The 12,612-nt window shown below is 34.0% G+C and carries 17 protein-coding genes; all 17 read left to right on the top strand.

From position 1 onward, the window contains the following. Entirely contained in the window at positions 1-405 is a 405-nt protein-coding gene (locus Q7C23_RS01610) for a hypothetical protein (protein WP_375030874.1), read from the top strand. Further along, complete coding sequence (locus tag Q7C23_RS01615; RefSeq protein ID WP_375030875.1) at positions 405-1,403, top strand: BtrH N-terminal domain-containing protein; 999 nt, start codon at positions 405-407, stop codon at positions 1,401-1,403. The genes Q7C23_RS01610 and Q7C23_RS01615 overlap by 1 nt, the downstream gene beginning before the upstream one ends. 61 nt (positions 1,404-1,464) lie before the next feature. Further along, positions 1,465-2,163 (top strand): ABC transporter ATP-binding protein, encoded by a 699-nt coding sequence (locus Q7C23_RS01620; protein ID WP_375030876.1) that lies wholly within the window; start codon positions 1,465-1,467, stop codon positions 2,161-2,163. Further along, positions 2,153-3,436: an ABC transporter permease gene (locus tag Q7C23_RS01625; RefSeq protein WP_375030877.1), complete on the top strand. Its 1,284-nt coding sequence runs from the start codon at positions 2,153-2,155 to the stop codon at positions 3,434-3,436. Before Q7C23_RS01620 ends, Q7C23_RS01625 begins: the two co-directional genes overlap by 11 nt. Further along, positions 3,411-3,860, top strand: a complete 450-nt coding sequence (locus Q7C23_RS01630; RefSeq protein ID WP_375030878.1) for an acyl-CoA thioesterase — start codon at positions 3,411-3,413, stop codon at positions 3,858-3,860. The genes Q7C23_RS01625 and Q7C23_RS01630 overlap by 26 nt, the downstream gene beginning before the upstream one ends. Next, positions 3,823-4,395 carry a hypothetical protein gene (locus Q7C23_RS01635; RefSeq protein WP_375030879.1) on the top strand — a complete coding sequence of 191 codons (573 nt, stop codon included), beginning with the start codon at positions 3,823-3,825 and terminating at the stop codon, positions 4,393-4,395. The genes Q7C23_RS01630 and Q7C23_RS01635 overlap by 38 nt, the downstream gene beginning before the upstream one ends. 68 nt (positions 4,396-4,463) lie before the next feature. Beyond that, positions 4,464-5,603: a beta-ketoacyl-[acyl-carrier-protein] synthase family protein gene (locus tag Q7C23_RS01640; protein WP_375030880.1), complete on the top strand. Its 1,140-nt coding sequence runs from the start codon at positions 4,464-4,466 to the stop codon at positions 5,601-5,603. Next, positions 5,600-6,139: a hypothetical protein gene (locus Q7C23_RS01645; protein ID WP_375030881.1), complete on the top strand. Its 540-nt coding sequence runs from the start codon at positions 5,600-5,602 to the stop codon at positions 6,137-6,139. Before Q7C23_RS01640 ends, Q7C23_RS01645 begins: the two co-directional genes overlap by 4 nt. A 1-nt stretch (position 6,140) precedes the next feature. Continuing rightward, positions 6,141-6,773: a 3-oxoacyl-ACP synthase gene (locus Q7C23_RS01650; protein ID WP_375030882.1), complete on the top strand. Its 633-nt coding sequence runs from the start codon at positions 6,141-6,143 to the stop codon at positions 6,771-6,773. Then, positions 6,761-7,018 carry a phosphopantetheine-binding protein gene (locus Q7C23_RS01655; protein ID WP_026727250.1) on the top strand — a complete coding sequence of 86 codons (258 nt, stop codon included), beginning with the start codon at positions 6,761-6,763 and terminating at the stop codon, positions 7,016-7,018. Before Q7C23_RS01650 ends, Q7C23_RS01655 begins: the two co-directional genes overlap by 13 nt. 87 nt (positions 7,019-7,105) lie before the next feature. Then, positions 7,106-8,305: a beta-ketoacyl-[acyl-carrier-protein] synthase family protein gene (locus Q7C23_RS01660; protein WP_375030883.1), complete on the top strand. Its 1,200-nt coding sequence runs from the start codon at positions 7,106-7,108 to the stop codon at positions 8,303-8,305. Beyond that, positions 8,305-9,366, top strand: coding sequence for a beta-ketoacyl synthase N-terminal-like domain-containing protein (locus Q7C23_RS01665; protein WP_375030884.1), 1,062 nt, complete (start codon positions 8,305-8,307; stop codon positions 9,364-9,366). The genes Q7C23_RS01660 and Q7C23_RS01665 overlap by 1 nt, the downstream gene beginning before the upstream one ends. After that, the gene (locus Q7C23_RS01670) at positions 9,363-10,139 is read left to right on the top strand and encodes a polysaccharide deacetylase family protein (protein WP_375030885.1); all 777 of its coding nucleotides are present in this window, start codon (positions 9,363-9,365) and stop codon (positions 10,137-10,139) included. The genes Q7C23_RS01665 and Q7C23_RS01670 overlap by 4 nt, the downstream gene beginning before the upstream one ends. Next, positions 10,129-10,761 carry an outer membrane lipoprotein carrier protein LolA gene (locus tag Q7C23_RS01675; RefSeq protein ID WP_375030886.1) on the top strand — a complete coding sequence of 211 codons (633 nt, stop codon included), beginning with the start codon at positions 10,129-10,131 and terminating at the stop codon, positions 10,759-10,761. Before Q7C23_RS01670 ends, Q7C23_RS01675 begins: the two co-directional genes overlap by 11 nt. Beyond that, a complete protein-coding gene (locus Q7C23_RS01680; RefSeq protein WP_375030887.1) occupies positions 10,727-11,362 on the top strand; it encodes a hypothetical protein in 636 nt (211 codons plus the stop codon). The genes Q7C23_RS01675 and Q7C23_RS01680 overlap by 35 nt, the downstream gene beginning before the upstream one ends. Before the next feature lie 28 nt (positions 11,363-11,390). Further along, a complete protein-coding gene (locus Q7C23_RS01685; protein WP_375030888.1) occupies positions 11,391-11,996 on the top strand; it encodes a porin family protein in 606 nt (201 codons plus the stop codon). Between the two features lie 7 nt (positions 11,997-12,003). Next, positions 12,004-12,612, top strand: a complete 609-nt coding sequence (locus Q7C23_RS01690; protein ID WP_375030889.1) for an outer membrane beta-barrel protein — start codon at positions 12,004-12,006, stop codon at positions 12,610-12,612.

Consider the following 12,612-nt stretch of genomic DNA (forward strand, 5'->3'; position numbering starts at 1 on the left):
ATGGAAAAAGAAAATGTACCTCAGCACGATGGAAATTTAAGCAAAAAGAATCTCAAGGAACTTGTTTATGCTACAGATGAAAACGGCAATTATACCACCGCTTTAAGTACGGGTTGGGAACCAAAAGCCATTGCACTTTCGAACGCGATCGATGATATAAAAGAACGTGCAGAAGAAGCAAAACTAAAAGTTCAAAGCGGAGAATTAAGTCCGATTTGCTATTATATGGAACTCAACAAAATGGATCTTACGATTCTTGCCGGTTATGTAGACATGTGGAAATGGCGCGTAAAAAGACATTTTAAACCAGCTATTTTCGCTAAATTGAACGACAAAACTTTACAAAAATATGCCGACGCTTTTGACATTTCAATAGCCGAATTAAAAAACTTTAAAACAGATTAATGCAAGTTACTTTTACACACCATCAATCTGCTCATTGTGAAAATGGAGTAGCTTCGAATTTGCTAAAAAACAGCGGACTGAACATCAGCGAGCCAATGGTTTTCGGAATTGGTTCTGGACTTCTGTTCGTGTATTTGCCTTTTATAAAAGTAAATCACGCGCCAGCCATCAGTTACAGAACTTTGCCTGGACAGATTTTTAATAAAGTCGCAAGCCGTTTAAATCTTAAAATAAAAAGACAAAAATTTTCTTCTGTATCAAATGCTACTCAGGCTTTAGACGAAAATTTAAAAAATAATATTCCAACCGGATTACAAGTTGGCGTTTACAACCTTACTTATTTTCCGGATGAATACCGTTTTCATTTCAACGCACACAATTTAGTCGTTTACGGAAAGACCGAAACCGATTATTTGATCAGCGATCCTGTGATGGAAACTGTTACCACTTTGACGCATAATGAACTAGAGAAAGTACGTTTTGCCAAAGGTGCTTTTGCGCCAAGAGGACAAATGTATTATCCAATTCAGGTTCCAGGTGAAGTTGATTTTAAAAGTGCGATCATCAAAGGAATCAAAGATACCTGCCGCACTATGTTGGCGCCAATGCCCATTGTAGGTGTCCGCGGAATAAAATTTGTTTCCCGCCGAATCAGAAAATGGCCTGCAAAACACGGTGTCAGAAAAGCCAATCATTATCTGGCGCAAATGGTGCGCATGCAGGAAGAAATTGGAACCGGAGGCGGTGGTTTCCGTTTTATTTACGCCGCATTTTTACAAGAAGCTTCCGTTATTTTGGGTAATGAAGAACTGAAAAACCTTTCGAAAGAAATGACTCAGATTGGAGATTCCTGGAGAGATTTTGCAGTTGAAGCTTCCCGAATTTACAAAAACAGAAGCGCCAAAGAAGACGCTTACAACGCCATTGCCGATGAACTTTTGGACATCGCGAATCGCGAAGAAATCTTTTTCAAAAAACTAAAAAAAGCAATCAGCTAACTATATTTTGAACTCCATTATTAAAATAGAATCCCTTTCGAAAAAGTACAAAGACGCAGAAATGTTTTCTTTGAACGACGTTTCGCTGGACATAAATGAAGGTCAGATTTTTGGTTTACTTGGACCAAATGGTGCCGGAAAAACCACTTTAATCTCAATGCTCTGTGGATTGATCAAACCAACGTCAGGACATTTCACGATTAATGATCTGGATTATTCTCATCATTCTCCCAAAATAAAAAAAATTATTGGCGTTGTTCCTCAGGAATATGCTTTATATCCAACTTTAACAGCGCGTGAAAATTTGCATTATTTTGGAAGTATGTATGGTTTGAAAGGTGCCGATTTAAAAGATAAAGTAATCGAAACTTTAGATCTTTTGGGACTTTTGAAATTCGCCGACAAACGCATTGAAACCTTTTCGGGCGGAATGAAACGCAGGGTCAATTTGATTGCCGGAATTCTGCACAATCCCAAAGTTTTATTTTTGGATGAACCAACCGTTGGTGTTGATGTACAATCTAAAAATGCCATTTTAGATTATCTAAAAGTATTGAATCAAAACGGAACAACGATTATTTATACCTCACATCATTTGGCTGAAGCCGAAGATTTCTGCGACACCATTGCCATCTTAGACCGAGGCCGAATTTACGCGCAAGGAACGCCGTCAACTTTGATTGCGTCTGTTGAAGAAGCCAGAAATCTCGAGGAAGTTTTTATTTCATTAACCGGTAAAGACTTTAGAGATGCTATATAAAATTTGGATGTCAATCGTAAAAGAGTTTTTACTGCTTAAACGCGATTTAGGTGGTTTGATCATTCTGTTCATCATGCCTTTGATATTGGTAATTACGGTTACTATCATACAGGATAGTACCTTTAAAACCGTAAGCGACAATAAAATTCAGATTTTATTAGTCGATAACGACAAAGGTTCAGTTTCAAAAACGGTTTTTGATAATCTGCAAAAGAATAATGCATTCGATATTATAACACAAATCGACAATCAACCCATTACAGAAGAAATTGCCAAAGAAAATGTGTACAAAGGAAAATTTAAATTGGCGATTGTAATTCCGAAAAATCTAAGTGTCGATTTACAAGCCAAAGTGGATCAGAATGTACAAAACATTGTGAGTAAAATGGGTTTTACAGATTCCGTTACCGAACCGAAAGCCTTAAAAGTGTTACAGCAAAAAGAAGTAAAATTGTATTTTGATCCGGCTGTTCAAATGAGTTTTAAAACTTCCGTTATGAACGCCATTGACAAAATGATTTCTCAGATTGAAACCAAGTCTATTTATACGACTTTTCAAAATCAATTAGGAGAAGAAAATGCGCAATTCGATCAAAAGAGTTTCATTACTTTCAAAGAGATTATTCCAAGAATAAACAACAAAGAAGTATTGCCAAATTCTGTTCAGCACAACGTTCCGGCCTGGACGCTTTTTGCGATATTTTTTATTGTGATTCCGTTGTCCATCAATATTGTAAAAGAAAAATCACAAGGAACATTTGTGCGTTTACTAACCAATCCGACGTCGAATTTAATTATCATCATCGGAAAAACCATTACGTATTTAATGATCTGTATGATTCAGTTTTATATGATGGTTGCGGTGGCGATTTTCCTTTTCCCACATATTGGCTTGCCATCCTTAAATGTCGAAGGGCATTTATTTTTAATGAGTGTTGTGGCTTTATTTTCAGGTTTTGGCGCCATTGGTTTCGGAATTTTATTGGGAACTATTGCGAGTACACAAGAACAATCGGCTCCGTTTGGCGCGACGAGTGTAATCATTTTAGCTGCCGTTGGAGGAGTTTGGGTTCCTGTTTTTGCCATGCCGAAAATCATGCAAATCATTGCCAAATCCTCGCCTATGAATTGGGGATTAGAAGCTTTTTACGATGTGTTATTGCGCAACGTTTCTTTCGTCGAAATCATCCCAAAAATAAGTTTGCTATTTTTGTTCTTTATAATCACAACTTCCATTGCCTTATTTTATGACAAAAAGAAAAGAACAGTATAACGAAGCCACTTTCCTAACCGTTTCGCACGAAATCAGAATTCGTTTTAACGAAACTGATCCGCTTGGAATTGTTTGGCATGGAAATTATATTACCTATTTTGAAGATGGAAGAGAAGCATTTGGCCGCCAGCACGGACTTACCTATTTAGATATTGGCAATACCGGTTACACAACACCCATTGTAAAATCAAAATGCGAACACAAATTGTCTTTGCGTTACGGTGATGTTGTAACGATTGAAACAACCGTTGTAGATACACCAGCCGCCAAAATGATTTATCGTTTTAGAATTATAGATGAAAAAGGTGAAATAGCCTGCACTGGCGAAACTGTTCAGGTATTTTTAGATAAAGAAGGAAATTTGATGTTGACGAATCCTCCTTTTTATGAAGAATGGAAACGAAAAGTTGGATTGTTGTTATAAACACGAATTAATATCCCAAAAAATTTTAGATATTTTGAATACTAAAAAAGAAATAATAGCAAAAGGATATGTAGTAAATACCGTTTTAGCAATAGTAGTTTTTACTGCTATTCCATTTTTTATTTTTTATAATTTTTCTAGTGAACTACTTCACTGGGAGAAATTTAATTCAAATGTTTTATCAACTATCGTCTTTTTTATATCAATTTTCATAGCTTTTTTAACTTGGATTAACCTTTTTGACAATGAACCATCATTAAAAATTAACATTAAAGGTATTTGGACGAGAAAATCAATCTTACCATTTTCTCCTTTGAAATTTTTGGATTGGAATCAGATTAAATTTGTTGAATTAAGTACCATAAAGGGAAATAAAGGAGGAAAAACGACAGTTTTAGTCATTCATAGAAATGACTCAAAAACTAAAACAATAGATTTGGATAGTTTGGATTATCCAACTGAAGAAATAATAGCAATAGTTCGGGAATTTTCTAATTTTATAAACTATAGAGACAGAATGGAAGTTAAACAATAAGAATAATAAATCTTCCTAAATCTATAAAAATCTGCGTGCAATAAAACAGCACAGAAATAAACCATAAAATGTTAAAAGAAATATACATCACCCAAACCAATTGTATCACGCCTTTAGGTTTTGATGTTGACTCCAACATCGAAGCAATTTTGCGTGGCGATTCCGGAATTCAATTGCATCAGGATGTTTCTTTGATGCCGAATCCGTTTTATGCTTCTGTAATTGCTGATGAAAAAATAAACAGTGCTTTTGAGAAAATCAGCACTGACACCAAATATTCCCGTTTAGAGAAAATGATGATTTTGGCTTTAGAGCCGATGATCAAAAATTCCGAAGTTGAATTAAATTCGAAAACGGCTTTTATACTTTCGACTACAAAAGGAAATGTTACCGCTTTAAAAGAGAATTCTGAAGCCAGTTTTCAAAATGCACATTTAGATATTTTGGCTCAAAATATTGCCAATTTTTTCGGGTTTCAAACAACACCAATTGTCGTATCGAATGCCTGTGTTTCTGGAATTTTAGCAATTTCTGTTGCCAAAAGAATGATACAGTCGGAACTTTACGATAACATTTTTGTCGTTGCCGGCGACGAAGTTTCAGAATTTGTTTTGTCTGGATTTAATGCTTTTCAGGCGATGAGCGATTTGCCTTGTAAACCCTATTCTAAAAACAGGACAGGTGTAAGTTTGGGCGAAGCGACTGCCGCTGTTTTAGTTTCGGCAGAAGCCAGAAATGCTAAAATAAAAATTATTGGAGACAGTTCAATAAACGATGCCAATCATATTTCGGGTCCGTCAAGAACAGGCGAAGGTTTGTTCCGAAGTATCCAGAATGCGATGAAAGAAGCAAAGATCAATTCCGATCAAATCGATTATATTTCAGCGCACGGAACCGCAACTCCGTTCAATGACGAAATGGAAGCGATTGCATTAAATCGTTTGGATTTACAAAATGTCCCGGTCAATAGTTTGAAAGGATTTTACGGTCATACTTTGGGCGCGTCAGGATTATTGGAAACGGTAATTGCGATTGAATCAGCCAATCAAAATATACTTTTTGAATCGAAAGGTTTTGATGAAATCGGCGTAAGCGAAAAGATTAATGTTATTGAGAAAAATGAAGAAGCAAGTATTGAAATTTTCCTAAAGACAGCTTCTGGATTTGGGGGTTGTAATACGGCTGTGGTTTTTGAGAAGATGAAATGAGAAGTTTAAAAAATTTAAATATTAGAAAAAGTATTGAACAAAATAAATTAGTCTATTCTGAAGATCGGCTTGAGAAATTTGGGACAATAACTTTATATCTATTTTTTATCTGGGGATTTCTAATGCCTTTTTTAGTTTATTTTAACCCTTATCGTGATTATTCAAAAACTGGAATTGAGTTTTATCTGCTTTTTATTTTTAGTTTATATTGTGCCTTTACAATTTATAGAAAAGCAACTGAAAAATGCCTAACTAAAATTGTCAGCAAATACAATGCAGAAGAAAACAAATTACTTATTAATCAATATTGTGAAAAAAAAAGGTTCGAAAAACATAAGAATTCTGGAAATTTAATAATTTATAATAGTCTTAATTATCTAGCTATTAATCCAAGATTTCAAACAAGTAGAATATTTATTTTAGACAAAAACGACATTTATTTGACAATGATTAAAGAAAATCAAAAATTGAATATTCCTGTTCTTTTTTCACAAATTAGTTTAAAGAGAGAGATTAAAAACCTCTGTCAAAAATAAAATGACTCAAAACAAAACCTACATACAATCCTACATCACAATCCAAAACAACGAAATTGTTTTGAACGGAAGTTCTGTATTCAAAATTGAACCCACTAATTTTGCTGATTTCTCTAAGCAAGCTTATCGCAATTTTGACATTCAATATCCGAAGTTTTTCAAAATGGATACTTTGAGTAAATTGGCTTTTTTAGGTGCCGAATTGCTTTTGAGTCCGATAACTTCTGTTGAGCAAGAAAACAATATCGCTTTGGTTTTGGCCAACAAATCATCGAGTTTAGATACCGATGTAAAATATCAAGAATCTATTTCAGACAAAGAAAACTATTATCCGAGTCCGGCGGTTTTTGTTTATACGCTTCCAAATATTTGTCTGGGCGAAATAAGTATCCGCCATCAGTTGAAAAGCGAGAATTCTTTCTTTATATTTGATGTTTTCAACACCGAATTTATGTCGAATTATTCGAATATTTTACTAAATTCGGATAAAGCAGATGTTGTTCTTTGCGGTTGGGTAGAATTTTTTAATGACGAATACAAAGCGTTTCTTTGCACGATAAGTAAGGAAGAAAATACAAAATATACGAACGAAAATATCAATACATTATACAATAAATCATCATGGAAGCATTAAAAGAAGAATTAAAAAATAAAATCATAACGACTTTAAACTTAGAAGATATCGCAATCGAAGACATTGCTGATAACGATCCTTTGTTTGGAGACGGCCTAGGTTTAGACTCGATTGATGCACTTGAATTAATCGTGATTTTAGATAAAGATTACGGAATTAAATTGGTTGATCCGAAAGAAGGAAAATCAATTTTCCAGTCAATCGAAACTATGGCAGCTTATATTAGCGCGAACAGAACAAAATAAATTTTAGATTTTAGACTTTAGATTTTAGATTTCTTAGACAGAAATATTTAGAATCCAAAGTCTAAAATCATAAATCTAAAATCTAAAATGACAAAGGGCGTTGCAATAACCGGAATGGGAATTATCTCTTCGATTGGAAATTCAGTCGAAGAAAATTATATTTCGTTGATCGAAAATAAAATTGGTGTTTCAAAAATCCAAAATATTCCGACTGTTCATGCCGATGTGATTAAAGTTGGCGAAATCAAAAAAACCAACGAAGAATTGGTTGCCGAATTACAGCTTTCTGAAAACAATAATTTTTCAAGAACGGCTATGATCGGAACTTTGGCGGCAAAACAAGCTGTTGAAAATGCCGAAATCACTTCGATAAACGAATTTAGAACCGGACTTATTTCGGCTACTAGTGTTGGTGGAATGGATATGACCGAAAAACATTATTACGATTATTTCGAAAATCCTGATCTTGTAAAATACATTTCCTGTCATGACGGTGGCGATGTTGCTGAAAAAATCGCTTCTGAATTAGGTTTAAAAGGAATGGTTACCACTATAAGTACAGCCTGTTCATCGGCAGCAAACTCAATTATGTTGGGCGCGCGATTAATCAAAACCGGAAAATTAGATCGCGTAATTGTGGGTGGAACTGATGCTTTGGCAAAATTTACCATCAACGGATTTAAGACTTTAATGATTTTATCTGACGATTACAACAAACCTTTTGACAATACCAGAAAAGGATTAAACCTGGGCGAAGCTGCTGCTTTTTTAGTTTTAGAATCAGATGAAATGGTTCAGAAATTCAACAAAAAAGTATTAGCCAGAGTTTCCGGATACGGCAATGCAAACGATGCTTTTCATCAAACTGCTTCTTCTGAAAATGGCGATGGTGCTTATTTGGCAATGAAAAAAGCTTTTGAAGTTTCGGGTTTACAACCTTCTGAAATTGACTATATCAATGTACACGGAACGGCAACTCCCAATAATGATTTATCTGAAGGAAGAGCTTTACTCCGAATTTATGAGGATGGAAAAGTGCCTGATTTTAGTTCGACAAAACCTTTTACTGGACATACTTTAGCGGCGGCGGCGGCAATTGAAGCCGTTTACAGTATTTTGGCAATTCAAAATAATGTGGTTTATCCAAATTTGAATTTTGAAGTTCCGATGGAAGAATTTGAATTGCAACCACAAACTTCCTTAATAATGAAAAATATCGAACACGTTTTATCCAACTCTTTCGGTTTTGGAGGAAATTGTTCAACCCTTATATTTTCTAAAAGCTAATGAAAAAAACATATATAAATGGAGTGGGCTGTATTTCAACTCAAAAAACATTTGATACTGTTTTTTTAGAAGAAGCGGTCGTTAATACAAGCGAAACGGTACTTTCGATTGTTCCTCCGGTTTACAAAGATTATATTTCTCCTGCTGCAATTCGTCGAATGGCAAAAGGAGTAAAAAACGGAATCGTAGCTTCGGCTTTGGCAATGAAAGATGCAAATGTCGAAAACGTAGACGCCATTATTACCGGAACTGGTTTGGGATGCATTGAAGATTCTGAAAAATTCCTGAAAAACATTCTCGATAATAAAGAAGAGTTTTTAACGCCAACCTCTTTTATCCAATCGACACATAATACCGTTGGCGCTCAAATTGCTTTATCCTTGCAATGCAAAGGCTACAATTTTACGTATGTAAATGGAGCGGTTTCTTTTGAGTCGGCTCTTTTGGATGCTAAGATGCAGATTGAAGAAAACGAAGCCAATTCGATTTTGGTTGGCGGCGTTGATGAAAACGGCGAATATACTTTGTCTCTTTTCAAATTGGCCGGAAGAATCAAAAAATACAATGATCTTCCATCCAATATTTTAAACACAACCTCAACCGGAGTTGTTTATGGCGAAGGCGCCAATTTTTTTGTTTTAGAAAATGAAAGAAAAGATTCGACTTACGCTGAAATTCTAGATGTTGAAATCAAAAATACGTTGGAAGAAAACGAAATCGAGTCTGAACTAATAACCTTTTTAAAAGCCAATAATTTAGAAATTTCAAACCTTGATGCTGTTATTTTTGGCTTCGATGGAAATATTACTTTTGATTCTTATTACAAAAATCTCTCAGAAAATGCTTTCGCGAAAACCCCTCAATTATACTATAAACATTTAAGCGGAGAATACGATACTGCTTCGGCTTTTGCTTTGTGGATGGCATCAAAAATTATAAAAACGCAGGAAATTCCGGAAATCGTAAAAGTAAATTCGGTTACAAAACCAGCTTACAATACCATTTTATTGTACAATCAGGTAAATGGAAAAAATCATAGTTTTACGTTACTTTCAAAATGATAACGCATAAAAACATTTCGTTATTCTTTCTCTTTATATTGCTTTTACTGCTTCTTCTGAATCTCTATACAGCAATTAATTTGTTATGGTTTATCGGAATAATTTTAATCTGGATCGGAATAAATGCTTTTGGTTCTGCCCGAATTTCTTCGAACTATCACGTAAAAGCATTCTGCCATAATCCATCGGAAACAGAAAAAAAAATTGCCCTTACTTTTGATGACGGTCCAAGTATTTTTACTTTGGAAGTTTTAGATCTTCTGAAAAAATACAATGCCAAAGCAACCTTTTTCTGCATTGGAAAAAATGTGGAGAAGCATCCGGAAATTGTAAAACAAATTATTGCCGAAGGTCATTTGGTTGGCAATCACTCTTATAACCATTCCAAATTTTTTGATTTTTATAATGCTGCAACAATCACCGAAGAAATTCAGAAAACAGATAAACTTCTTGAAAAATTTACTTCTAAAAAAATAAACTTTTTTCGTCCGCCTTACGGAGTTACAACGCCTTCGATTCGCAGAGCCTTAAAAGTTACCGGCCATAAAGTCATTGGCTGGAATATTCGTTCACTTGATGGCGGAACAAAAGACCTAAATTTAATTTTCAATCGCATAATAAAACGAGTTTCTCCCGGCGGAATTGTACTTTTGCACGACACGGGATTACACTCTGTTTTAGTATTGGAACAGTTTTTGCAATTTTTACAGCAAAACAATTACAAAGTGATTTCTGTGGAAGAACTTTTGAATCTTAAAGCTTATGAAAACTAAATTTTATATACTCCTTTTTTCTATTATTTACAGCGCCAATTTGTTTTCGCAGGAACAAAAAATGAGCGATGCTGAAATTGCTTCATTTAAACAAGACGTTAATCTGGTTTCTAAAAAAATAAAAACTTTAACTACTGATTTCGTTCAATATAAACATATGGATTTCTTATCCAAAGACATTGAAACATCAGGAAAAATGATTTTTAAAGAACCGAATCTTTTGCAATGGCAATATAAAAAACCATACAATTACAGTATCGTTTTTAAAAACGGAAAAATCCTGATTAACGACGAAGGAAAGAAAAGTGCAGTTGATATTGGCAACAGCAAAATCTTTGGCCGTATCAATAAATTAATCGTTGGAAGTGTGAGCGGCAATATGTTTGACGATAAAGAATTTGCGATTTCGTACTTTAAATCAAAAGGACAAAATATTGCGAAATTTGTTCCGAAAGATGCGACGCTGAAAAAATACATCAAACAAATCGAACTGACTTTCGATAAAGAAGAGGCAACTGTGGTTCAGGTAAAACTTTTAGAATCATCTGAAGATTATACCCGAATTGTACTTAAAAATAAAGTGATCAATGCAAAAATCGACGATTCAGTTTTCACTAATTAATTGCTTTCTTGCAATTGTTTTGGTTTCTTGTGGCTCAGTCACTAAAAATTATACGCCTAAAAAATTAGATAAAACGGCTGTAGAAGTTCCTTATTTTTCTGAACCAAAAACCGATTATGTTTACAAAACCAACATCACGGTTTACGGTCATGAAATGTCTGGAATTTTCATTGTCAAGAAGATAAATGACACAACGCATCGCGTTGTTTTTACAACTGAATTCGGTAACAAATTGTTCGATTTTGAGATTTCTGAAACGACTTTTAAAGTCAATTCGATTGTTTCGGAATTAGATAAAAAAATCCTGATCAATACATTGAAAGAAGATTTTAGACTGCTTCTTAAAAAAGAGTATCTGATTCAGGAACAGTTCGAAAGTGAATTGGATAACATTTATAAATCAGCAGACGGGAATCGTGATAACTATCTTTTCGTCTCCAAAAAAGAACAGAAATTAGAAAAGCTCGTTCGCTCTTCTAAAACAAAAGAAAAAATAACAATTAGTTTTACTTTAGAAAACGATATTTTTGCTAAAAAAGTTGTCATTTTACATCAGAATATCAAATTGAGAATTGAGCTAAATTATTTTAAATCAGAGTAAAATTCACCTTAACCTAAACTAAACCAAAATGAGAAAAATAGCCTTAATTGCATTCGCTTTATTTATTGGCCTTGCAACTTCACAAGCACAAATGAAAGTTAGTCCGGGAATTCGTGGCGGTTTGAATCTTTCAACCTTAACGAATATCGACGATAACAGTATGAAATCTGATTATTATATTGGAGGATTAGTCGAAATCAAGTTCAATAAATATTTTACACTTCAGCCAGAAATAACCTATTCAAGACAAGGCTCTGAAGGACGTGAATATTATTTTGACACTGACTCGTTTGAAAATACAAAATATGAATTAAATTATGTAACACTTGGTGCAGTTGCAAAGTTTAACTTTGGAGGTCAGGGTTTTCATGTATTAGCCGGACCATCCCTTGACATTAAAACAAGTGATAATTTTGGCCGATACGGTTATGATCCAATTGGTACAGATTTCTCTTTTGTTGGTGGAATTGGTTATAGTTTGCCAAACGGATTAACTTTTGAAGCCCGATTTAAACAAGGGTTCATTGATATTTACGGTTACGATGGTATTGATTATGATGACTACTATTATGATCAGGTTATTTTAAATCAGGTATTGCAGTTTGGTATCAGCTATACTTTTAAAGTAAAATAAAACCTTGATGTATAGAAATTTATTAATCGTTGCAATAGCATTTTTGGGATTCCAGAAAGGGCAGGCACAAACTTCTTTTAAACCAGGTTTAAGAGGAGGTTTTTCGTTTTCAACTATTTCAGAAACGCGTTCCAGTTATAAAACTGATTTTTATGTTGGTGCATTTGGTGAAATAAATATTACCAAAATATATGGGCTTCAACCTGAAATAACGTATAGCAGACAAGGATCTAATAATGTTGGCTATTATTTTAATGATAATACACAAACCGAAATAGTAAAATTTCGTGATTTGCAATTGGGTTACTTATCCTTTACGCTTCTTAATAAATTGACATTTGGACCTGGAATTCAAATACAATTTGGACCTGCGGTTGATGTTCTTGTAAATGATAATTTAGACAAAGTAGAAATGTATAATGACTTAGCCCTTATAAGTGGTATTGCTTATCGTTTGCCTTCAGGTCTTACGTTTGAAGCCAGACTAAAAAAAGGAATATTAGATGTATTTGATAGTTCTTATTATAATGACCGAAATGATTATTTATTTGGAAGTTATAATACTAATGTCAATTTCCAATTAGGACTTTCTTATGCCTTTGGAGGAAAAAAATAA

Origin of the sequence: Flavobacterium sp. LAR06, from assembly GCF_041946075.1 — a bacterium.
In the GTDB taxonomy this organism is placed as follows: domain Bacteria; phylum Bacteroidota; class Bacteroidia; order Flavobacteriales; family Flavobacteriaceae; genus Flavobacterium.